Here is a 21,766-nt window from a genome sequence, read left to right as displayed (position 1 = left end):
TTGATTCAACACTGCCTATCGATCTCCCCCGGAGGCTCGGATGCGGATCCGACGAGGATTCTCGCTGGTCACACTCACCATCTGCGCGCTGGTCGTCAATCCGGCCGGCACCGCCGTAGCCGCCGGCGACGGCGCGGCCAGCCTGGCGGCCGAGGCCACCGCCGCGCCCCCCACCGCCACCGGTTACGGCGGCGCGGTGTCCACCGTGGATGCCGAGGCCACTCGGGCCGGCCTGGAGGTGCTGCGCCGCGGCGGCAACGCGGTCGACGCCGCGGTGGCGGCGGCGGCCACGCTCGGCGTCACCGAACCGTTCTCGGCCGGCATCGGCGGCGGTGGCTTCTTCGTCTACTACGACGCGAAATCCGGTCGGGTGTCCACGTTGGACGGCCGGGAAGCCGCGCCGGCCAGCGCGGACGAGCGGTTGTTCGTCAACCCGGACACCGGTGCGGCGTACGCGTTCGACGAAGCGCGGATCAGCGGCCTCTCCGTAGGTACGCCGGGCACCCTGGCCACGTGGCGGGAGGCGCTGCGCCGGTGGGGCACCCACTCGCTCGCCGATTCGCTGCAGCCGGCGATCGGTGTGGCCCGCGACGGCTTCGTGGTGGATTCGACGTTCCAGAGCCAGGTCAACGACGACAAGGCCGCGTTCGCCCAGTTCACCTCGACGCGGGAGCTGTACCTGCCGGGTGGGCAGGCACCGGCGGTCGGCAGCGTGTTCCGCAACCGCGACCTCGCGGACACGTACGCCGCCATCGCCCGGGACGGCATCGACGCCTTCTACACGGGGCCGATCGCCCGGGACATCGTCCGTACCGTGCAGCAGCCGCCGGTCGCCGCCGACCCGAGCCAGCCGTGGGCGTACCCGATCCGGCCCGGTTCGCTGAGCCTGCGCGACCTGGCGGCCTACCGGGTGCGGACGCCGATGCCGACCCATTCGCAGTATCGCGGTCTGGACGTGTACGGCATGCCGGCGCCATCGAGCGGAGGCACCACGGTCGGTGAGGCGCTCAACATCCTGGAAAAGGTCGACCTGGGCGGGCTGGACCGGACCCAGGCGCTGCACCATTACCTGGAGGCGAGCGCACTCGCGTTCGCCGACCGCAACCGTTACATCGGCGACGGTATGCTGCCCTGGGTGCAGCGGCAGCTGCTCACCGACGGCTTCGCAGCCGAGCGGGCCTGCCGGATCGACCCCGCCCGGGCCGCTACCAAGCCGGTGCCGCCGGGCGTGCCGGACCATCGGTACGGCGGCTGCGTGGCCACCACCGGCGGTGCATTCGACTCGTACGAGAACCACACGACGAACCTGACCGTCGCCGACCGCTGGGGCAACGTGGTCGAGTACACGCTGACCATCGAGGCGACCGGGGGCAACGCCATGGTGGTGCCGGGCCGGGGTTTCCTGCTGAACAACGAGCTGACCGACTTCAACTTCGTGCCGACGCAGGGCGACGCCCCGGATCCCAACCTGCCGGGGCCGGGCAAGCGACCGCGCAGTTCGATGTCGCCGACCATCGTGCTGGCCGACGGGAAGCCCTTCCTCGCCGTCGGTTCGCCGGGCGGCTCGACGATCATCACCACCGTGCTGCAGATCCTGATCGGCCGGATCGACCTGGGAATGTCCCTGCCGCAGGCGATTGCCGCGCCGCGGGCCACCCAGCGCAACACGGCCACCGTGACCGCGGAACCGGCGTTCAGCAGCTCGCCGGAGGGTCAGGCGCTGGCCGTCCTGGGCCACCGGTACACACCCAGCGCCGAGATCGGCGCGGCCACCGGCATTGAGTTTCTCGGCGGCGGCCGGTTGCTGGCGGCGGCCGAGCCGGCCCGCCGGGGCGGCGGCGCCGCAGCCGTGGTGTGGGGCTGATCGACGGGGAATCCGCCGCCGTACGCGCAGTACCAGGTCGAGTGGATGATCAAGGTTAGGCAGGTCGCACTGACGCTCCCACTGCTCCCACATGCTCGGGGGTAGCCGGCTTCGACGGTCAGCCAGGCCGCGACCGCGTGGTTCCACGACCGGTGGGTGATGCGGTCCTACACCTCCCGCCGAACCAGCCCGAGGGCGCACGCGGCGTGGTCCGGGTGGACCAGTACCGCAGCGGCCTCGGCGCGGGCGGTGATCCTCCGGACCGCACCAGACTTCTGAGCAGGTCAGCGTCGGCCAGCGGCGTCGGCAAAACCATGCTCGCCGACCGCCGGGCCGGGGAGCGAGGGTCAGTCTCGCGGCGTCCAGGCCGGATCGCGGCCGAACAGGGCGAGCAGCCGGTCCTGCTCGTCGGCGTCGGCGGGCGCGTCCACCCCGGCGCGGACCAGGTTGCCGGCCTGGTAGTCGGCGACCCGTCCGGTGAACCACCGGGCGCACTCGCGGACGGCCTCCCGGTCCAGCCGGGAGTCCGCGCCGATCGCGACGGCCAGGTCCCAGCCGTGGATCAGGTGTTCGGCGACGAGTTGGTGCAGGTACTCCCGGGCCGGCGTCGGGCCGGCCGAGAGGTGGACCGTCCGCTCCGTTGCCCCCGGGGCGGTGGCGGCCTGTTCGGCCCGCCGGGCCGCGTCCCGGGCCGCCTCGACCGGATCGCCGCCGAGCTGGTCGCCGGTGAACCGGTCGCCGACCGATTCGACGGTCGCGCCGTCCAGCAGGGGCACCGACCACCGTTCCTCGGTGACCACGTGCGCGACCAGGGCGCGGACGTCCCACTCCGGGCAGGGCGTCGGCGCCGACCACCGTCCTGGGTCGATCCGACCGACCCGGTCGGTGAACTCTGCCAGGCTGCGCCGGTACGTCTCCAGCAGATCCATGCCGCGATTGTCCCGTTCGGCCGTCCCGGTCGGGTGGTTTCCGGGGAGGCGGTCCGGTCGGGCGGTCTCCGGTTGGGTGGCGCGGAGGCGGCGCTGGCCAGTGGTCTGGCCGTGGCCGGCGTGGGCGTGGCGGCGGGCGTCGGCGGATCAGTCGAGATCGGCCGGGACCAGTCCCAACTCCCGCGCGGTCACCAGGCGGATCCAGTCGGCGAACTGGCGTCGGGTGATCACCCGGTGGTGCACCGCGAGTTGCACCGCGAGCCCGTCCATCACCGCGTTGATCCGCCAGGCCGCGCCGGCCGGGTCGGCGCACTCGAAGGTGCCGTCCTCGACGCCGGCCGTGATGACCGCGGCGAGATCCTGCCGCCAGCGCAGGTCGAGGCGGCGGCAGACCTTCTCCAGTTCCGGGGTGCGCAGCGACTCGGACCAGCCGTCGATCCAGAGCGACCAGGAGGTGGAACGCCCGGACGGTGTGTAGAGCCGCAGGATCTTCTTGAGCTTGGCCAGCGGGGCGGCGGAGGAGCGGACCACCGCGTCCAGGCGGGCCAGGTCCTGTTCGACCGCGTACGCGAACGCCTGCTCCAGCAGGCGGTCCTTGGTGGCGAAGTGGTAGAAGACCAGTGCCTGGCTGACTCCGGCAGCCTGCGCCACGTCGGCGGTCCGGGTGTTGGCCAGGCCACGTTCCACGATCACGTCACACGCCGTGCGCAGCAGGGCATCCAGGCGGATCTCAGCGGCACGTCTCGTCACGCGGCTACCGTAGCCCATCTGGCCGCTCACGAGGAGTTACCGCTCCGGCCTGCCGTCGATGAGCTGTGAAAGGGCGATCGCAGTTCCCGCCGACCGTCGTCCCCCCCCCCGTCCACCTGCTCGGACGCCCGCGCGGGCTCCTGCTGTCCAGGCTCCTAGGAAGCTCAGGGGTGCTGGCCCCGACCCCTCGACCACCGCCCCGATCCGGCCTCCGACCTGCCACGGAACCCTGCCGCACCGGGCCGAACCCGCCGGATGTTCCCCCCGATTTGGCAAGCGTTCCCGGGCTCGGCTAAAGTTCTCATCCGTCACCGGAAAACACCGGGGGCGTGCGGACGTAGCGCAGCTGGTAGCGCATCACCTTGCCAAGGTGAGGGTCGCGGGTTCGAATCCCGTCGTCCGCTCGGAGAGATGCCACCACGCATGCGGGGGCAACCTCGGTGGAGTGGCCGAGAGGCGAGGCAACGGCCTGCAAAGCCGTGTACACGGGTTCAAATCCCGTCTCCACCTCGGCAGTAGACGAGGGCGATTGGCGCAGTGGGAGCGCGCTTCCTTGACACGGAAGAGGTCACTGGTTCAAACCCAGTATCGCCCACCAGACGGAGAAGCCCGTCACCGGAGACCGGTGACGGGCTTCTCCCGTGTACGGAGCGGGCTCCGGCCGCCCCGGGCGGTTCCCGCTCCGCCGTGGTACGGCGACTGACGTCGCCGCCGGTTCACCGGGTGACCCGACCGGAACCGGCGCAGGTCTCGCACATCGTGGGCGGGTTCTCCACGTCGGCGAAGCCGGTGCCGGTGAAGGTCAGGGTCCGCTCCCGCCTGTCGATCCACCCCCGCCCCTGGCAGGTGATGCAGATCAGGGTGACCTCCTCCGCCACCACGGGCCGTCGGGGCTCCCCGGGCCGGCGCAGCCAGCGGGCGGACCGGAGCCGCCAACGCTCGGGCAGGGACGGGCTGTCCCGCCCGGGGCGCGCTTCCCTCCCGGCGGATCGGGACGCCTCCGGAGCGGACCGCCGCCGCCAGCGGGAGAAGGCGGTCGCGACCCCGACGGCCACCAGCAGAAGGAGGACGGCCACTACGGCGTTGCCCATGACGTCTCCTCGGGCCGGTGACGGGGACCGGACAAACTCTAGGCCCCGTACCGGTGGGTAGCGGACGGTGGTCTTCTCGATTCGGCAGGTGCCTGGTTAACTGCGAATTCGATCGTGGATCGTGCCATTGTGGAAGGCGGCTCCCTGCCCCATGACCGAGATCGCGCACCGAGACAACCCGCTGCCTCGGCTCGCCGTGCCCGGTGAGCGGTTCGGCTGGATCTACCAGGACCCCGACCTCTACCGGCGGCGGTTTCCCGAGCCACCACCGGAGCCGGGGACCGTCCCGCCGGAACTGGTCACCCGGGCCGCCACCGCCAGGGAACGGGCGATGCGCCGGATGGGGGTGGCAGTGGGGGTCGGCCTCGGGCTGGCGCTGCTCTTCGGCTGCTGCCAGCGGTTCGGCGCCGCCCTCGGTGAGCCGATCGGCTGGCTGGTGATGTTCCTGATGATCCTCTCCGCGTTCGGCGGCATCGGCGGGGCGGCGGTCGTCTGGCTGCTCAAGCGCCAGGCCGAGCGGGACCTGGCCACCGCGCAGGAGCAGGTCCGCCGCACGTTCGAGCAGGCCAGGTCGGGGTGGGACGCACGCCGCGCGGCCTTCGAGCACCAGCAGCAGCAGGCGTTGGAGCAGATGTACGAGTGGAGCGCGGCGACCCCGTCCCCGGGCACCCGGCGGATCGACGTCGTGGGTGGCAGCAGCTACGGCTGGGAGGCGCTGCTGACCGTCTTCGGTGGGTCGTTGCTCAGCACCCGGGGGCCGATGACCCTGGTGGACTTCACCGGCGAGGCGCTCTGCGGCGAGCTGATGACCCTGGCCGAGCAGACCGGCCGCTCGGTGCGGGTCACCGGGTTTCCGTCCGGCCTGCGCGACCTGGACCTGCTCGCCGGCCTCTCCGGCCGGGAACTGGTCGACCTGCTGGTCGAGTCGATGTACGGCGAGGGCACCGGCGGCGACCGCGCCGACCGGCACCGCGACACGATGCTGCTGGGCGAACTCTGCGAGGTGCTCGGGGAGGACGTGAGCATCGCGCGGCTGGTCGGCGGTCTGCGGGTGCTGACCGACCGGCCCGGCCAGCCGGCGCTCAGCGAGATCGAGTGCGCGCTGGTGGCGGGACTGATGCCGGAGGAGGCCCGCCGGCAGGCCCACCACCACCTGCGGCGACTGGAGAGCTTCCTGCGTCCGCTGACGGGACTGGGGCAGGCCGCCGGGGGGCCGCCCACGGCCGAGTTGTCCTGTCTGGTCGCCGACCGGGACGGCCGCAGCGCCCAGCACGAGCTGCTCAAGGACCTGCTGGTGCAGTGGCTGATCCGCCGGGTGAGCCGGGAGGCGATCAGCGGCGGGTCGATCGTGCTGGTCGGCGCGGACGACCTGCACCACCGGCAGATCGAGCGGTTGGGCACGCTCTGCGAGCGACGGGGGATCCGCCTGGTGCTCTTCTACGCGCACCTGCGGGAGCAGTCGCTGCACGCCCTCGGCGGCGGCGAGGTGGCCTTCATGCGACTGGGCAACCACCACGAGGCGCAGCAGGCGGCGGAGTTCATCGGCCGGCAGCACCGGTTCGTGCTCAGCGGTCTGACCCGCACCCTGGGCGGGGACCAGACGCACACCCTGGCCAACTCCGAGGGCGGCTCGGAGACCGAGGGGGGCAGCGAGGGGTCCCGGGGCGAGGGGAAGTCGCTGATCAAACAGCGGAGCCGCAACTGGAGCCGGAGCCGCACCTGGAGTCAGACGCAGTCGGTGGCGAGCGGGACGAACTGGAGCGACGCCGCCTCCGCGCAGCGGGTGTACGAGTACGCCGTCGAGCCCCGGGTGTTGCAGGATCTGCCGGACTACGCCCTGCTCCTGGTGAAGGGGGAGGGGCGTGGCTCGGTGGTGCAGGCGGTGGAGTGCAACCCGGAGATCGTCACGTTGCCCCGGATGACGATGGACCCGTTGCCGGTGGTGCCGCTGCCGCCCGCCGGGGAGGCCGCGCATCCGGTCTCCGGGGTGCCGGGTCAGGTCACGCTCTCCCAGCCGTCGCCGATCGTCGCGCAGCCGGCCTCGCCGGAGCAGGCCGCCGCCGGTGTCCTGCCGGGGTGGGGTGCGGGCGGCCCGGTGCCGCACCCGCCGCACTCCGGGCCTCCGGTGCCGCACCCGCCGTCGCGGCCGCAACCGCCGCGCCAGCGCCAGCAGCCGGAGCCGCCGCAGGGGCCGGGGCGGGGTCAGGGCTGAGCCCGGTCGGGGATACCCGGTGTCGGGCTGATCTTGGGTTCGGGTAGAGTTCATCCCGTCACCGGGGGCACACCGGGGACGTGCGGACGTAGCGCAGCTGGTAGCGCATCACCTTGCCAAGGTGAGGGTCGCGGGTTCGAATCCCGTCGTCCGCTCGCGGCCCGCCTGAGGGGCAGGGGCGATTGGCGCAGTGGGAGCGCGCTTCCTTGACACGGAAGAGGTCACTGGTTCAAACCCAGTATCGCCCACCAATAATTCTGTCGAAGCAAATATCGGCCCGGCATCTAATTCGGATGTCGGGTCGCTTCGTTTCCGGAATTGATTTTCGGCGATCTACGTCAATGGCTTGGGCCACTTTTGTCCAGCGATTCTCGAGGTCTTTCCGGTTGACTTCCGGGAAGCACCGACGCTGTCCGCCGAGCGGTCGCCGCTCCGGTCGGTGACGGTGCGAGGAAGGACCCACGGGGACCCACGCGAATTCGGCCTCCGCCCAGCGCCGATGTCTTGCATGGCGTCTCCCCGGGGCGGGACGGCGCGACGTCCGCGTCCGTCCCGGTCGACCCGCGTGTGAAGGAGAGTGGAGAGAGTGGACAGACGACGCATGCTCACCCTGGGCGGACTCGCGGTCGGCGGCGTGGCGGCCGTGTCGTCCGCGGTGTCGGTCAGTGCCGCCCTCAAGGGGGAGGACCGGACCGCCGAGCGCCACGCGCACGGCGACGCGGGCGGCGGTGGCACGGACGCGCGGACGGTCGCCGCCGCCCCGCTGGTCGAGCCGTTCAGTGTCGCCATGCCGGTTCCCCCGGTGCTGCGCCCGACGTACGTGGGTTCCACGTCGGATCTCTACCAGCTGCCGGTGCGGGCGGGCACCGTCGAGATCCTGCCCGGACTCGCCACGCCGGTGGTGGGTTACAACGGTCAGTTCGTCGGCCCCACCATCCGGGCCCGCAAGGGGCGGGCGGTGGCGCTCCAGGTGACCAACCAGCTCACCAACCCCACCAACGTGCACCTGCACGGCGGCTTCACCCCGGCCGTCCACGACGGCCACCCGATGGACTTCATCGCGCCGGGTGCCACCCGCAGCTACGCTTACCCGAACCTCCAGCACGCGACCACCCTCTGGTACCACGACCACAGCCACCACGCCGAGGCCGAGCACATCTACCGGGGCCTGCACGGCTTCTACCTGATCGAGGACGACGCGGAGAGGGCGCTGGGCCTGCCGTCGGGCCAGTACGACATCCCGATCCTGTTGCGGGACGCGCTGATCGGCGCGGACGGTTCGCTCGTCTTCGACCCGACCAACGCCGACAACCGGCCGCACATCCTGGCCAACGGCAAGCCTCAGCCGTACCTGCGGGTGACCGGGCGCCGGTACCGGTTCCGGCTGCTCAACGCCTCGCTGCACCGCATCTTCCGGTTGCGCCTCGACCGGGGTCAGCTGATCCAGATCGGCACCGACGGCGGGCTGCTGCCGGCTCCGCTGGCGGTGTCCGAGGTCCGGCTGACCCCGGGTGAGCGGGTCGAGGTGGTCGTCGACTTCGCCGGCCAGCCGGCCGGCACCCGGGTGGTGCTGGAGGACACCTCCGGCCCGGTGATCGGCTTCGACGTCACCGGCCCGGCCACGGACGACAGCAGGGTGCCGGACCGGCTGATCCCGCTGCCGGCGCTGCCGGCCGCGACGGTCACCCGGGACGTCGCGCTCAGCTTCGACCCGAGCAAGCTCGCCTTCACCGTCAACGGCAAGACGTACGACGCCACCCGGGTGGACGTCCAGGTGGTCAACGGCACCACGGAGATCTGGCGGGTCACCAACCGGGACACCGCGTTCGGCATCCACCACAACTTCCACCTGCACCTGGTGCAGTTCCGGTTGCTGGACCGCGACGGCGTGCCGCCGGCCCCCGGCGAGGCGGGCTGGAAGGACACGGTGCACGTGCCGCCGGGCTCGACGGTCCGGGTGCAGGCCACCTTCTCCGGCTTCACCGGCAAGTACGCGTTCCACTGCCACTTCCCGGAGCACTCCTCGCTCGGGATGATGGCGCAGTTCGAGGTCGTGAACAAGACCGCCTGATGGACCTCAAACACTGGCTCGCCCGCGCGGTCGACGCGGTCGACGGGTGGGCGGCGGAATTCGGTTCCGTCGCCCCGCACCCGTCCCAGGTGGTCGACGACTCGGCGTTCGGTGCGGCCTTCGACGAGTTCACCCGCAGGATGCGGGACAACTATCCGTTCTTCCACCCCCGGTACGCCGGCCAGATGGTCCGGCCGCCGCACCCTGCGGCGGTGGTCGGCTACCTGTCCGCGATGCTGCTCAACCCGAACAACCACGCCCGGGAGGGCGGGCCGGCCACCACCGACATGGAACGGGAGGTGGTCGCCCAACTCGCCGGCATGTTCGGGAGGCCGGACGCGTTGGGTCACCTCACGACCAGCGGCACCATCGCCAACCTGGAGGCGCTCTGGGTGGCCCGGCAGGCCCGGCCCGGCCGGGGGATCGCGTTCAGCGTCGAGAGCCACTTCACGCACGCCCGGATGTGCCGGCTGCTCGGCGTCGAGGCGTACCCGGTGCGGGTCGACGACCACGGCCGGATCGACCTGGAGGCGCTGGAGGAACTGCTGCGCACCGGCCGGGTCGGCACCGTCGTGCTCACCGCCGGGACCACCGGCACCGGCACCGTCGACCCGATCGACGAGGTGGTACGCCTCAAGGAACGGCACGACGTCCGCGTGCACGTCGACGCGGCGTACGGGGGGTTCTTCACGCTGCTCGCCGGCAGCGGGGCGGTCCGGCCGGAGCCGTGGGCGGCGATCCGGCACTGCGACTCGGTGGTGGTCGACCCGCACAAGCACGGGTTGCAGCCGTACGGGTGCGGGGCGGTGCTCTTCGCCGACCCGGCGGTCGCCCGGTACTACCTGCACGACTCCCCGTACACCTACTTCACCCCGAGTGACCTGCACCTGGGGGAGATCAGCCTGGAGTGTTCCCGGGCCGGCGCGGCGGCGGCCGCGCTGTGGCTGACCTTCCGGTTGCTGCCGCCCACCCCGGAGGGGCTGGGGCGGGTCCTGGCGGTGCCCCGGCGGACCGCCCGGCGGTGGGCGGCGCTGCTGGCCGACTCGCCGTACCTGGACCTGTACCAGGAGCCGGACCTGGACATCGGTCACGTACCACCCCCGCCGGCCGACCCTGTCGGGTGTGGACGAGGCCACCCGGCGGGTGCTGCACTCCGGGATGCACGACCCGGTCGACCCGGTCTACCTGAGCACGCTGCGGGTCGACGCGGAGGACTTCGGCCGGCGGCGCCCGGACCTGGTCCGGGACGCCGCGCACGCGCGGGTGCTGCGCAGCGTGGTGATGAAGCCGGAGGCGGAGGCCCACCTGGACACGCTGCACGCCCGCATCGAGGAACTCGCCGTGAAGGGAGGCGACTGATGGACACCGTGGACACCGCCGCCGCTGGCGTCGCCACCGCAACCGACCGGGGCGTCCGCCGGGGCACCACGGCCGACGCGGAACCGTTGGTGTCGCTGCTCGCCACCGCGTTCCGGGACGATCCGATCGCGGTGTGGATCTTTCCGGACGCGCGGCGGCGGCGCCGCGCGCTGCCCGGCTTCTTCCGGGCGCTCTACGACCTGAGTCTCGGCGCGGACGGTGTCTGGACCACCGTCGACCTCGGGGCCGTACTGCTCACCACCGGCCCGGACACCCCGGAGCCGGCCGGTTTCGCCGAGCGGCTGGACGCCGTGGCGGGCGAGGACGCCGAAGCCCTGCGTACCGTGTTGGGGTTGCTCGACGCGCACCGGCCGGCGGTGCCGCACCACCACGTGTCGTTCGCCGGTGTGGCACCGGACCGGCAACGGTCCGGGTGGGGCGCGCTGCTGCTGGCGGGATTCCTGCGGCACTGCGACGACCAGGGGCTGCCGGCGCACGCCGATGCCAGTTCCGCTGGTGGACGGGCGCTGGGCCGCCGGTACGGGTTCCGCCCCCGGGGCCCGGCGATCCGGCTGCCCGACGGGCCGACCCTGCAACCGATGTGGCGGGTGCCCCGTGTCCGGCACTGACCCGCTGCCGCGACTGCGGTCGGCCTCCGAGGTGCGGGCCGACCCGGCAGCCGGCACGCTGCGTACGGTCCTGGAGTGGTGTGTCCGCTACCTGGTCGCGCCCCACCCGGAGCTGGGGCGTACCGGTTCGGTCTGCCCGTACACCGCCCCGGCGCTACGCCGGGACCTGCTGTACCTCGCGGAACTGCCCGGCGTGACGGACGTGCCGGGGATCAGCGCGGCGGTCGGCGCGTTGCGCGACCGCTACCAGCGGACCGTGGCGACGCTGCCGGACGACGAGGCGGAGCTGCTGACCTACCTGCTCGTGCTGCCGGACGTCGACCGGACCGATCCCGGGCCGCTGGACGCGCTCCAGGCCCGGGTGAAGGACGAGTTCGTCACCGAGGGGCTGATGGTCGGGCAGTTCCACCCGTACTGCCCCAACCCGGGGTTGTGGAACGAGGACTTCCGGCCGCTGCGGTCGCCGGTGCCGCTGCTGGCCGTACGCCGGATGCTGGTCTATGACCTGCCCTTCCTGACCGACTCGGCGGGGCACTTCGACGCCTGGGTGAACCGGTTCGCCGGGCACCTGCCGGCCCGGGTCCGCAGCCACCTGAGTCACCGGGTGGTGTCCGGCTGACCTGTCGGCGCGACCGCCCGACGGCCGCGCGGAACGTCTATCCCGGCCGGGGCCGCGACGTGCGGTCCCGGCCGGGGCGGCGGCCCCGGTCAGAGCCGCGACACCGGCAGGTCGAGCACGTCGTCGACCATCCGGCGCGGGGTGGGCCACCCGGGCTGGCCGAACCCGATGCGCATCACCATCTGCGGGGTGCCGAACCGGCCCAGCGAGAGGCGCAGCTGCTCGCGTGCGCTGGGCACCTCGATCGGCTGGGAGAGCATCGACACGGCCAGGCCGGCGTCGGTGGCGGTCAGCAGCACCCGTTGCAGGGCCTGACCGGCGATGATCTGGTCGGTGGCGGTGTTGCCGGCCGCGATGAGCACGGCCACCAGGGGCTCCGGCTCGAAGTCCCGGCCGGGTGCCCGGTGCAGGTTGCCGAACCCGCGCTGCGGGAGCAGGTCCTGCGGTTCGCTCTGCGGGCCGCCGGCTGCGGCCGGCACGCCGTCGGGGGCCGGCTCGGCGCGGGTCCATTCGGCCCGCTCGGCCCGGTAGTCCGGGTCCCGGTCCAGCACGCGGTGCGCGCTGCGGGCGATCTCGCCGAAGGCGTTCACCGCGCTGGTGCCGATCACCAGCTCGAGCCAGCACTGCTCGGCCCGCGCCGCCTCGCCGAGCTGCCACCGGATGTCCGCCGGCACCGGGTCGGGCCAGAACGGCCGGCGGTTGCTGAACCGGTGCCCGATGGCGCCGTGCAGGCTCCGCTCGGCCGGGGTGGGGCGGCGGGGCAGGTCCGGCACCAGCCGGGCCACCACGTCCGGCTCGCCCGGGTACGGCCGCAGCCGCACCGACGCCGGGGTGCCGGCCGCCGCCAGGGCGAGCCGCAGGTTGTACAGGGCCGCCCCGCAGGCGATCCGCGCCCCCCAGCCGGTGGGGTCGCTGGCAGGCAGCCGGCGGGCCTGGTCGACGACGATCTCGATGCCCCCCTCGTGCAGCCGGAACCGCCACGGCTGGGTGTTGTGCAACGACGGCGCCCGGACGGCGTCCGCCGCCGCGGCCCGCAGCTGCTCGACGGTGTAGCCGGCGTCCATGGTGTTGCTCCCTCCGGACGTGGGTGCTTCTCCCAGGTCTCCACGATGCGTCGCCGGCGTGGTCAGCGGGCAGGGCCGGACGTCCCCACCCGTCGGGACCAGCTGCCCGACACCGGGTCCACGTTCGGGACCTTCGGCCCGTGTCGTGCCCAGCCGAACGGGGTACAAACGAGGGATGATCCGGGTGTTCCTGCTCGACGACCATGAGGTCGTCCGTCGTGGCCTCGCCGACCTGCTCACCAGCAGCGGTGACATCGAGGTGGTCGGTGACTCCGGCTCCGCTCAGGAGGCGACCCGCCGTATCCCGGCGCTCCGCCCGGACGTGGCGATCCTCGACGCCCGGCTGCCCGATGGCAACGGCATCGACGTCTGCCGGGACATCCGGGCCGTCGACTCGTCGATCAAGGGCCTGATCCTCACCTCGTACGAGGACGACGAGGCGCTGTTCGCGGCGATCATGGCCGGTGCCGCCGGGTACGTGCTGAAGCAGATCCGCGGCACCGACCTGGTGGACGCGGTCCGCCGGGTGGCGGCCGGGCAGTCCCTGCTCGACCCGGCGATCACCACCCGGGTGCTGGACCGCATCCGCAGCGGGGTGGAACAGCCCCGGGAACTCCAGTCCCTCACCGAGCAGGAGCGGCGGATCCTGGAGTACGTCGCCGAGGGGCTGACCAACCGGGAGATCGCCGGCAAGATGTTCCTCGCCGAGAAGACCGTCAAGAACTACGTCTCCAGCGTGCTGGCCAAGCTCGGCCTGGAGCGGCGCACCCAGGCGGCGGTGCTGGCCACCCGCCTGCTCGGCAAGCGACCCTGACCGCCCGACAGGGCGGCGTCAGTCACCCAGGGGGACGCTCCAGCAGAGTTCGGTGCCGTGCGGGTCGACCGGTCGGATGGTGAACCCGCCGCCGAGCCGTTCGGCCCGCTCGCGCAGGTTGACCAGTCCGCTGCGGGCGGCGGCCGGGTCCGTGCCCACGCCGTCGTCGGCGACGATCAGGGTCACCCGGCCCGCGTCGACCTGAACCCGCACGCCGACCCGGTCCGCCCGCGCGTGGCGCACCGCGTTGGAGAGGCCCTCGCGGAGCACCGCCAGCAGGTCCGGCCGGATCGACTCGGGCACCGCGCTGTCGATCGGCCCCACCAGGTCCAGCTCGGGGCGGTACCCGAGGGACTCGGCGGCGGCGTCGATCGCCTCGCGGATGTCGGTGCGCAGCGCCGCGCTCATCGGCGTCCGCAGCTCGAAGATGGTGCGCCGGATGTCCCGGATGGTGGCGTCCAGGTCGTCCACGGCGGCGTTGATCCGCTTGGCGATGTCGGGGCGGGCGGACATCGGGGCGGCGCTCTGCAACTGCAACCCGGTGGCGAACAACCGCTGGATCACCACGTCGTGCAGGTCGCGGGCGATGCGCTCGCGGTCCTCCAGGACCACCAGCAGCTCCCGTTCCTCCTGCCCCCGGGCGCGCTCCATGGCCAGCGCGGCCTGGCCGGCGAAGCTGCGCAGCAGGGCCACGTCGTCGTCGGTGGTGCTGTCCCGGTCGGGCAGGTGCGCGGTGACCAGCACGCCGTGCAGGGTGTCCCCGGCGGCCAGCGGGGAGACCACCGCCGGCCCGGCGGTCACCGGCGCCGGCCAGGGCGCCGCCTCGGCGAGGTTCTCCAGCAGCTCGTGCCGGTGCTCGGTGACCGATCCGCGGAACGTGGTCTCCCGGGCCGGGAGGACCGAGCCGAGCAGTTCCCGCACCCGGTCGCCGGGGCCGTCCACGACCTCGATGGTGAACTGGTCGGCGTCCTCGTCGTAGAGCAGCACCAACGCCAGCTCGGCGTCGGCGACCTCGCGGGCCCGGCGGGCCACCAGGGCCAGCGCGTCGGTCCGGCGTACCTCGCCGAGGAGCACCGAGGTGATCTCGGCGGTCGCCGCGAGCCAGCGTTCGCGGCGGTGGGCCAGCGCGTAGAGGCGGGCGTTCTCGATCGCCACGCCGGCCGCCGCGGCGAGCGCGACCACGATCTCCTCGTCGTCCTCGGTGAACTGCGCGCCGCCCTGCTTCTCGGCCAGGTAGAGGTTGCCGAAGACCTGGTCGCGGATGCGGACCGGGACGCCGAGGAAGGTGTGCATCGGCGGGTGGTTCGGCGGGAACCCGTAGGACTTCGGGTGCCGGGTGATGTCGGGCATGCGCAGCGGGTGCGGTTCGTCGATGAGCAGGCCCAGCACGCCCCGGCCACGGGGCAGGTCCCCGATGGTCGCGTGCGTCTCGGCGGAGATGCCGTGCACGATGAAGTCGTGCAGCGTCCGGTCCGGCCCGATCACGCCGAGTGCGCCGTAACGCGCGCCGACCAGCTCACACGCCGACACCACGATCCGTTGCAGGGTGCTGTGCAGGTCGAGGTCGGTGCTGATGCCGACGACCGCGTCGAGCAGCGCGCGGAGCCGCTCCCGGCTGGTGACCACGTCACCGACCCGGTCGAGCATCTCCTGGAGCAGCTCGTCGAGGCGGACCCGGGAGAGCGGGCTCAGGCCCAGCGACGGCGTGCCCTGGTGCTGCTCGGACGACGGATCGTGCGCGGGTGCGGCCACCAGGGGATGCTACCGCCCGAAGATCGCCGGAGGTGACCCGGCGACCTCCGGCTCCGGGATGCGGCGCTCCGGGCGCGTCCCCGCCGTCAGGGCCGTCCCCGCACGGCGGAGGTGTCCACCACCTGGGCGGCGGGCAGCCGGGGCGTGTGCGGGGGACCGGTGTGCGCCGGGTCGGCCATGCCCAGCCGCAGCACCAGGTACGGGAAACCGAGCCCGGCCAGCAGGTGGCGCAGCGTCTGCCGGGTGCCCGCCACCTCCACCACCCCGCTCAACGGCACCACGGACACCCCGAGCCGGGTCGCGGCCAGCCACGCGGCGGAGAGCGCCTCGCCGGCCCGCAGCCAGCTGTCCGGCTCGTCCTCGTCACCGTGGAGCAGCGCGTACACGGCCCTCCGGTCGTGACCGGGGCCGATCGGCAGGGTGCCGGCCCGGCCGAAGTCCCGGGCCGGGACGGTGGTCTGCGGCGCCTGCTCGGGCAGCACCTCCGGCGGCAGACCGGTGCCGGTGCCGGCCCGGCTGGTCCAGTACGCCAGCTCCTCGCGCAGCTGCGGGTCCTCCGCCTCGACCGCGCCGGCGTGCGCGGCCGCGGCGGCCACCTCCAGCACCTGGTCGCCGTCGAGGATCTGGAGGCGGCCACCGGCGAGGCCGGCCGCCTGGACGATCTCGCTGATCGCGGCGGTGGACACCGGTTCCTCGCTGACCGGTCGGCGGTCGGTGTGCCGGACCTGCATGCACTGCACCAGCCGCATCGCCTCCGGGTCCGGCTCCGCGCGGCGGGAGCCGACGAGCCGGGCCAGCAACTCCGGGTCGGCCGGGTCGGGCAGGTGGTCCACCGCCGGCGTCCAGCCCTCGGCGGTGAGCGCCACCCGGGCGTGGTGCAGGGCGGCCCCGCAGCTCAGGGCGAGCAGCCGCCCCTCCGGGTCGGTCGCGGCGAGCCGCCGCTCGGAGGCCACCCGCAGTTCCAGGGCGTCGGGCAGCACCCGCCAGCTCCAGGGTTGGGTGTTGTGCACCGAGGGGGCGTAACCGGCGGTGGCGGCGGCCTCCGCGTACGCGGTGGTCAGCGAGCGTGCCGGCGTCTCGTGGCTCATGTAACGACCTTTCCTCTCCACCCCATCGTGCCGCACCCGAGCGGTGCTTCGGGCCGGCTTGCGGCTCCATCCTGCGCCATCACCGTCGGTCCCGCACGATGCCCCCGGCCGGCGTGGCGCGGCTCCTCCGGCCCGGTCGAACCGCCGGAACCCGGGTCGGCCACCCCTCGTGGCTGAGACGATCCACGGGTGGGGGACAGCGAATGCGTCCCGGAGCGGCCGGTCGGCCCCCGGCGACCCCGCTGGCGGTGGCGGGAGTGGCTGCCGCTGGCCGGTCTCACCCTCGTGGTGCTGGCCGGCGCGGGCCTCTGGCTGGCCGGGAGACGGGAGGTCGCCGGGCTGCTGTGGGCCGCGGCGACCGTCCTGACCCTGGTGCCGGCCACCGGGTCGATGCTGCGGCAGCTGTGGCACCGGCGGTTCGGCGTCGACGTGGTCGCCGTACTCGCCCTGGTCGGTGCGCTGGTCGTCGGGGAGTACCTGGCCGGGGCGGTGGTGGCGCTGATGCTCGCCACCGGCCGGTCGTTGGAGACGTACGCCCAGCACCGGGCGACCCGGGACCTGCGCGCGTTGCTCGCCCGGGCACCCCGGTCCGCGCGGCGGCGCCGACCCGGCGGCGGGATCGAGCAGGTGCCGCTGGACGTGGTGGCGGCGGGCGACCGCCTGCTGGTCGGCCCGGGTGACGTGGTGCCGGTCGACGGCACGGTCGAGGAGACGGCCACCCTCGACGAGTCGGTGGTGACCGGGGAGTCCCGGCTGGTGGCGCGGGCGGCGGGGGAACGGGTGGCCAGCGGGGTGGTCAACGCCGGGGCCGGGTTCGGGCTGCGGGCGACGCGGAACGCGGCCGGCAGCACGTATGCGGGGATCGTCCGGCTGGCCGAGGAGGCGACCGCCCGGAAGGCGCCGATGGTGCGCCTGGCCGACCGGTACGCGGCGGCGTTCGTCCCGTTCACCCTCGCCCTGGCCGGGCTGGCCGGGCTCCTCGCCGGCGACCTGGTGCGGGCCGTCGCCGTGCTGGTGGTGGCGACGCCCTGCCCGCTGCTGCTGGCCACCCCGATCGCGGTCGTCTCCGGGTTGTCCCGGGCAGCCCGGCGCGGGGTGCTGGTCCGCGACGGCGGCTCGCTGGAACTGCTCGGCCGGGCCCGCACCCTGCTGCTGGACAAGACCGGGACGCTCACCGCCGGCCGGCCCCGGGCGGCCGAGACGGTCACCGCGCCCGGCGGTGACCGCGACGAGGTGCTACGGCTGGCCGCGTCCGTGGAGCAGCTCTCCCCGCACGTGCTGGCGGCGGCCCTGGTCCGGCAGGCGCGCGAGCGGGGCCTGTCGCTGACCGAGCCGACCGAGGTGACCGAGGAGCCCGGTCGCGGGGTCCGGGGCCGGGTGGACGGCCGGGTGGTCCGGGTCGGCCAGCTCGCCGACGGGCTGCCCGACTGGGCGCGGGAGGTGCGGGAACGCGCCGAACGGACCGGCCGCTCCACCGTCTGGGTGAGCGGTGGGCAGGGCCCGCTCGGGGTGATCGTGCTGGAGGACCCGGTGCGCCCGGACGCTCCCCGCACCGTGCGGCGGCTGCGTCGGGCCGGACTGACCCGGGTGGTGATGCTCACCGGCGACCGGCCGCGCGTCGCCGACCAGGTCGCCCGGGTGGTCGGGGTGGACGACGTGGTGGCCCGGTGCCCGCCCCGGGAGAAGGCCGACCGGGTCCGTCAGGAGGCGCGGCGGGCGGTGACGGTGATGGTCGGCGACGGGGTGAACGACGCCCCCGCGCTGGCCGAGGCGCACGTCGGGGTGGCGATGGGGGCAACCGGGGCGCGGGCCTCCGCCGACGTCGCCGACGCGGTGCTCACCGTGGACCGGCTGGACCGGCTCGCCGACGCCGTCGAGATCGCCCGGCGCGCGCGCCGGATCGCCGTGCAGAGCGCCACCGTCGGGATGGGGCTGGCGCTGGTGGCGATGGTCGTGGCGGCGGCCGGTCGGCTGCCGCCGGTGGCGGGGGCGTTCCTCCAGGAGGGGATCGACGTGGTGGTGATCCTCAACGCGCTGCGGGCGCTCGGCGGCGGCCCGCAGCCGGTCCGGGACGGGGAGGACCAGGTCACCCCCGTCCCGTCCGGCGACGGCTCCACCGGGTCCGGCTGAGCCGCCAGTAGGTGGTCACCGGCCCCGGCCGAACGGTGGCGGCCCGGTCACCGCTCGCGGACCACCGCCACCGGGCAGTGCGCGTGCTGGAGCACCTGCTGGCTGACCGAACCGAGCAGCGCTCCGCGCAGGCCGCCCCGCCCCCGGGTGCCGACCACCACGAGCTGTGCGTCCCGGCTCGCCTCCACCAGCACGGAGGCGGCGTTCCCGGCGAGCACCTCGGTGGTCACCGTCAGGCCCGGCACGCTCTCCCGCCACCGTCGCAGCGACTCGTCGAGGCTGGCCCGCTCGGCAGCCTGTGCCTCGTCCGGGTCGAAGCCCTGGGCCCGCCACTGGGCCGGGGCCCAGGTCCGCACCACGTGCAGCGGGGCGTCCCGCCCGGCGGCCCGTTCCACCGCGAACCCGAGCGCGACCAGCGACAACTCGGAACCGTCCACCCCGACCACGACCCGCTTCCCGGTGGCGGTCGGGGTGTCGCCGCGGACCACCACGACCGGGCAGTGCGCGTGGGCGGTCACCGAGACCGCGGTCGAGCCGGCCAGCAGGCCGGTGAAGCCCCCGTGGCCCCGACTGCCCAGCACCAGCAGGGCCGCCTCGGCGGAGCGCTCCTGGAGCATCAGCGCGGGTGGCCCGTCGGACACCTCGCCGCGCACGGTCAGCCCCGGGTTGGCCGTGGCGGCGTCCGTGACGGCCTGCTGGACGAGCTGCTCCACCTGCTGCCGCGCGGCGGCGTCCGGCCACGCGCCGGGAGCGACGCCGGGGGCGATCCAACCCCCCACGGTCAGCCACTCGAACACGTACGTCAGCCGCACCGTCTGCCCGGTCCGCGTGGCCTCGTCCAGCGCCCAGGCCAGGGCGGCCGCCGCGTCGGGGGAGCCGTCGTAGCCGACCAGGATCTCCTCGCCGCTCATGATGCCTGCCCCTCGTTCGCGGTGCTCGGGTCGGTCTCGCGGATCCAGCGCCACTCCACCACCCGGGGGGAGTCCTCGCCGAAGCGCCGGGTGTGGTCGCGGCACTCCTGCCGGGCGTCGACCATCAGCTGACGCAGGTGCGCGGCGCGGGCGGCCAGTCCGGGCACCCGGTCGATCACGTCGATGACCAGGTGGAAGCGGTCCAGGTCGTTGAGCATCACCATGTCGAAGGGCGTGGTGGTGGTGCCCTCCTCGCGTACGTGCAGGTTGTCGTGGTTGGTCCGGCGGTAGGTGAGCCGGTGGATCAGCCAGGGGTAGCCGTGGTAGGCGAAGACGATCGGCTTGTCCCGGGTGAAGATGGTGTCGAACTCGCTGTCCGGCAGCCCGTGCGGGTGCTCCGACGGCGGCTGGAGCCGCATCAGGTCGACCACGTTGACCACCCGGACCTTGAGGTCGGGCAGGTGCCGGCGGAGCAGGTCGGCGGCGGCGAGGGTCTCCAGGGTCGGCACGTCCCCGGCGCAGCCGAGCACCACGTCCGGTTCGCTGCCCTCGTCGGTGCTGGCCCAGTCCCAGATGCCCAGGCCGCGCCGGCAGTGCGCGACGGCCTCGTCCATGGTCAGCCAGTTCGGCGCGGGCTGCTTCCCGGCGACCACCACGTTGATGTAGTGCCGGCTGCGCAGGCAGTGGTCCATCGTGGAGAGCAGGGTGTTGGCGTCCGGTGGGAGGTAGACCCGGACCACCTCGGCCTTCTTGTTGACCACGTGGTCGATGAAGCCCGGGTCCTGGTGCGAGAAGCCGTTGTGGTCCTGCCGCCACACGTGGCTGGAGAGCAGGTAGTTCAGCGAGGCGACCGGCTGCCGCCAGGGGATGCCCCGGGTCACCTTCAGCCACTTGGCGTGCTGGTTGACCATCGAGTCGACGATGTGGATGAACGCCTCGTAGCTGGTGAAGACGCCGTGCCGCCCGGTGAGCAGGTAGCCCTCCAGCCAGCCCTGGCACAGGTGCTCGGAGAGGACCTCCATCACCCGTCCGTCGGTGGAGAGGTGGTCGTCGTCCGGCCCGGTGCTTGCGACGAACGCCCGGTCGGTGACCTCGAACGCCGCGCCGAGCCGGTTCGAGGCGACCTCGTCCGGGCCGAACAGGCGGAACGTCTGCGGGTTGGCGGTGATCACGTCGCGGATCCAGGGACCGAGGGCACCGGTCGCGCCGATCCCGGGCGCCCCCGGTTCGGGTACGTCGACCGCGTACTTCCGGAAGTCGGGCAGGACCAGGTCGCGCAGCACCTGGCCGCCGTTGGTGACCGGATTGGCGCTCATCCGCCGGTCCCCGGTCGGCGGCAGGGTGGCCAGCTCGGCCACCGGTGCGCCGGTCGCGTCGAAGAGCTCCTCCGGCCGGTACGACCGCAGCCAGCGCTCCAGCGCGGCGAGGTGCTCGGGGTTGTCGCGGATGCCCGACAACGGCACCTGGTGGGCCCGGTACGTCCCCTGGACCTGCTTGCCGTCGACCACGTCCGGACCGGTCCAGCCCTTCGGGGTCCGCAGGATGATCATCGGCCAGCGGGGGCGGGTGACCGCCTCGCCGGAGCGGGCCCGGCGCTGGATGGCGGTGATCTCGTCGACCGCCCGGTCCAGGGTGGCGGCGAGCACCTGGTGCACCCGCGCCGGGTCGTCGCCCTCCACCACGTACGGCTCGTGGCCGAAACCGCGCATCATGGCGAGCAGGTCGTCGGTGGGGATCCGGTCCAGCACCGTCGGGTTGGCGATCTTGTAGCCGTTGAGGTGCAGGATCGGCAGGACCGCGCCGTCGCGGGCCGGGTTGAGGAACACGTTGGACAGCCAGCTGCCCGCCAGCGGGCCGGTCTCCGCCTCCCCGTCGCCGATCACGCAGGCGACCAGCAGGTCGGGATTGTCGAAGGCGGCACCGTAGGCGTGGCTGAGGGCGTACCCCAGCTCGCCGCCCTCGTGGATGGAGCCCGGCACCTCCGGGGCCACGTGGCTGGGGATGCCACCGGGGAAGGAGAACTGGCGGAACAGCTTCGCCATGCCCGCCTCGTCCCGCTCGACCGAGTGGTACCGGTCGCTGTAGGTGCCCTCCAACCAGGTGTTCGCCACCAGGGCGGGGCCGCCGTGGCCGGGACCGGTGACGAAGATGGCGCTCAGGTCACGGTCGACGATCACCCGGTTGAGGTGCGCGTAGAGCAGGTTCAGGCCGGGGCTGGTGCCCCAGTGGCCGAGCAGTCGGGGCTTGACGTGGTCGACGGTGAGCGGCTCCCGCAGCAGCGGATTGTCCAGCAGGTAGATCTGGCCGACCGTCAGGTAGTTGGCCGCCCGCCAGTAGGCGTCCAGCCGGCGCAACTCGTCGTCGGTCAGTGGGCCGTGCGGCTCCAGAGCGGTGTCCATCTGCGCAAGCCTCTCGCGGGTCGGGGAATCCTGCATCCGGAACAACGGATCCGTCCGGTGGCTTCAGCTTTCCCCGGGCGCGGC

At 73.5% G+C, this 21,766-nt stretch carries 15 protein-coding genes and 5 tRNA genes; 12 read left to right on the top strand and 8 right to left on the bottom strand.

Going from position 1 to position 21,766, the window contains the following annotated elements:
• The first annotated feature begins 40 nt into the window (after positions 1 to 40).
• Complete coding sequence (gene ggt / locus GA0074694_RS29055) at positions 41 to 1,864, top strand: gamma-glutamyltransferase (protein WP_091463086.1); 1,824 nt, start codon at positions 41 to 43, stop codon at positions 1,862 to 1,864.
• A gap of 347 nt (positions 1,865 to 2,211) precedes the next feature.
• On the opposite strand, the gene GA0074694_RS29050 is transcribed toward ggt, so the two are convergent.
• Together GA0074694_RS29050 and GA0074694_RS29045 are read right to left on the bottom strand one after the other, a co-directional pair.
• Positions 2,212 to 2,793 (bottom strand): TIGR03086 family metal-binding protein, encoded by a 582-nt coding sequence (locus GA0074694_RS29050; protein WP_091463085.1) that lies wholly within the window; start codon positions 2,791 to 2,793, stop codon positions 2,212 to 2,214.
• A gap of 147 nt (positions 2,794 to 2,940) precedes the next feature.
• A complete protein-coding gene (locus tag GA0074694_RS29045; RefSeq protein WP_091464262.1) occupies positions 2,941 to 3,543 on the bottom strand; it encodes a TetR/AcrR family transcriptional regulator in 603 nt (200 codons plus the stop codon).
• Positions 3,544 to 3,874: 331 nt separating this feature from the next.
• Between GA0074694_RS29045 and GA0074694_RS29040 the strand changes: the two genes are divergently transcribed.
• From GA0074694_RS29040 to GA0074694_RS29030, 3 genes are all read left to right on the top strand, one after another.
• A tRNA-Gly gene (locus tag GA0074694_RS29040) sits at positions 3,875 to 3,947 on the top strand.
• A gap of 35 nt (positions 3,948 to 3,982) precedes the next feature.
• A tRNA-Cys gene (locus tag GA0074694_RS29035) sits at positions 3,983 to 4,053 on the top strand.
• 13 nt (positions 4,054 to 4,066) lie between these two features.
• A tRNA-Val gene (locus GA0074694_RS29030) sits at positions 4,067 to 4,141 on the top strand.
• A gap of 118 nt (positions 4,142 to 4,259) precedes the next feature.
• On the opposite strand, the gene GA0074694_RS29025 is transcribed toward GA0074694_RS29030, so the two are convergent.
• A complete protein-coding gene (locus GA0074694_RS29025) occupies positions 4,260 to 4,634 on the bottom strand; it encodes a hypothetical protein (RefSeq protein WP_091463084.1) in 375 nt (124 codons plus the stop codon).
• Positions 4,635 to 4,785: 151 nt separating this feature from the next.
• On the opposite strand from GA0074694_RS29025, the gene GA0074694_RS29020 reads away from it, so the two are divergent.
• The 6 genes from GA0074694_RS29020 to GA0074694_RS28990 all read left to right on the top strand — a co-directional run bounded on the left by GA0074694_RS29020 (position 4,786) and on the right by GA0074694_RS28990 (position 11,524).
• Positions 4,786 to 6,846 carry a hypothetical protein gene (locus GA0074694_RS29020; RefSeq protein WP_091463083.1) on the top strand — a complete coding sequence of 687 codons (2,061 nt, stop codon included), beginning with the start codon at positions 4,786 to 4,788 and terminating at the stop codon, positions 6,844 to 6,846.
• An 82-nt stretch (positions 6,847 to 6,928) separates the two neighbouring features.
• A tRNA-Gly gene (locus tag GA0074694_RS29015) sits at positions 6,929 to 7,001 on the top strand.
• Between the two features lie 21 nt (positions 7,002 to 7,022).
• A tRNA-Val gene (locus GA0074694_RS29010) sits at positions 7,023 to 7,097 on the top strand.
• 335 nt (positions 7,098 to 7,432) lie between these two features.
• Positions 7,433 to 8,917 (top strand): multicopper oxidase family protein, encoded by a 1,485-nt coding sequence (locus GA0074694_RS29005; RefSeq protein ID WP_245714966.1) that lies wholly within the window; start codon positions 7,433 to 7,435, stop codon positions 8,915 to 8,917.
• A complete protein-coding gene (locus GA0074694_RS29000) occupies positions 8,917 to 10,905 on the top strand; it encodes an aminotransferase class I/II-fold pyridoxal phosphate-dependent enzyme (RefSeq protein ID WP_218105834.1) in 1,989 nt (662 codons plus the stop codon). The genes GA0074694_RS29005 and GA0074694_RS29000 overlap by 1 nt, the downstream gene beginning before the upstream one ends.
• Positions 10,892 to 11,524 carry a DUF6875 domain-containing protein gene (locus GA0074694_RS28990; protein WP_091463080.1) on the top strand — a complete coding sequence of 211 codons (633 nt, stop codon included), beginning with the start codon at positions 10,892 to 10,894 and terminating at the stop codon, positions 11,522 to 11,524. Before GA0074694_RS29000 ends, GA0074694_RS28990 begins: the two co-directional genes overlap by 14 nt.
• A gap of 89 nt (positions 11,525 to 11,613) precedes the next feature.
• Here the strand turns inward: GA0074694_RS28990 and GA0074694_RS28985 are convergent, their stop codons facing one another.
• Entirely contained in the window at positions 11,614 to 12,588 is a 975-nt protein-coding gene (locus GA0074694_RS28985) for an Acg family FMN-binding oxidoreductase (RefSeq protein WP_091463079.1), read from the bottom strand.
• A gap of 175 nt (positions 12,589 to 12,763) precedes the next feature.
• Between GA0074694_RS28985 and GA0074694_RS28980 the strand changes: the two genes are divergently transcribed.
• Complete coding sequence (locus tag GA0074694_RS28980; protein WP_091463078.1) at positions 12,764 to 13,402, top strand: response regulator; 639 nt, start codon at positions 12,764 to 12,766, stop codon at positions 13,400 to 13,402.
• A gap of 18 nt (positions 13,403 to 13,420) precedes the next feature.
• Here GA0074694_RS28980 and GA0074694_RS28975 read toward each other — a convergent pair whose 3' ends face one another.
• Positions 13,421 to 15,094: a GAF domain-containing sensor histidine kinase gene (locus GA0074694_RS28975; RefSeq protein WP_425413676.1), complete on the bottom strand. Its 1,674-nt coding sequence runs from the start codon at positions 15,092 to 15,094 to the stop codon at positions 13,421 to 13,423.
• A 146-nt stretch (positions 15,095 to 15,240) separates the two neighbouring features.
• On the bottom strand, positions 15,241 to 16,242 hold the full coding sequence (locus tag GA0074694_RS28970) for an Acg family FMN-binding oxidoreductase (protein ID WP_091463077.1): 1,002 nt from the start codon (positions 16,240 to 16,242) through the stop codon (positions 15,241 to 15,243).
• A gap of 189 nt (positions 16,243 to 16,431) precedes the next feature.
• Between GA0074694_RS28970 and GA0074694_RS28965 the strand changes: the two genes are divergently transcribed.
• Entirely contained in the window at positions 16,432 to 18,372 is a 1,941-nt protein-coding gene (locus tag GA0074694_RS28965; RefSeq protein WP_091463076.1) for a heavy metal translocating P-type ATPase, read from the top strand.
• 47 nt (positions 18,373 to 18,419) lie between these two features.
• Here the strand turns inward: GA0074694_RS28965 and GA0074694_RS28960 are convergent, their stop codons facing one another.
• Together GA0074694_RS28960 and GA0074694_RS28955 are read right to left on the bottom strand one after the other, a co-directional pair.
• Entirely contained in the window at positions 18,420 to 19,283 is an 864-nt protein-coding gene (locus tag GA0074694_RS28960) for a universal stress protein (protein WP_091463075.1), read from the bottom strand.
• Positions 19,280 to 21,682, bottom strand: coding sequence for a phosphoketolase family protein (locus GA0074694_RS28955; protein WP_091463074.1), 2,403 nt, complete (start codon positions 21,680 to 21,682; stop codon positions 19,280 to 19,282). The genes GA0074694_RS28960 and GA0074694_RS28955 overlap by 4 nt, the downstream gene beginning before the upstream one ends.
• Positions 21,683 to 21,766 lie beyond the last annotated feature (84 nt).

Origin of the sequence: Micromonospora inyonensis, from assembly GCF_900091415.1 — a bacterium.
GTDB lineage: Bacteria > Actinomycetota > Actinomycetes > Mycobacteriales > Micromonosporaceae > Micromonospora > Micromonospora inyonensis.
The sequence above is the reverse complement of the archived record's forward strand: the minus strand, read 5'-3'. Positions and strand labels throughout refer to the sequence as shown.

Coding starts and splice junctions, on each gene's coding strand:
- ggt (WP_091463086.1), top strand. CDS start 41: ATGCGGATCCGACGAGGATTCTCGCTGGTCACACTCACCATCTGCGCG.
- GA0074694_RS29050 (WP_091463085.1), bottom strand. CDS start 2,793: ATGGATCTGCTGGAGACGTACCGGCGCAGCCTGGCAGAGTTCACCGAC.
- GA0074694_RS29025 (WP_091463084.1), bottom strand. CDS start 4,634: ATGGGCAACGCCGTAGTGGCCGTCCTCCTTCTGCTGGTGGCCGTCGGG.
- GA0074694_RS29020 (WP_091463083.1), top strand. CDS start 4,786: ATGACCGAGATCGCGCACCGAGACAACCCGCTGCCTCGGCTCGCCGTG.
- GA0074694_RS29000 (WP_218105834.1), top strand. CDS start 8,917: ATGGACCTCAAACACTGGCTCGCCCGCGCGGTCGACGCGGTCGACGGG.
- GA0074694_RS28985 (WP_091463079.1), bottom strand. CDS start 12,588: ATGGACGCCGGCTACACCGTCGAGCAGCTGCGGGCCGCGGCGGCGGAC.
- GA0074694_RS28980 (WP_091463078.1), top strand. CDS start 12,764: ATGATCCGGGTGTTCCTGCTCGACGACCATGAGGTCGTCCGTCGTGGC.
- GA0074694_RS28970 (WP_091463077.1), bottom strand. CDS start 16,242: ATGAGCCACGAGACGCCGGCACGCTCGCTGACCACCGCGTACGCGGAG.
- GA0074694_RS28960 (WP_091463075.1), bottom strand. CDS start 19,283: ATGAGCGGCGAGGAGATCCTGGTCGGCTACGACGGCTCCCCCGACGCG.
- GA0074694_RS28955 (WP_091463074.1), bottom strand. CDS start 21,682: ATGGACACCGCTCTGGAGCCGCACGGCCCACTGACCGACGACGAGTTG.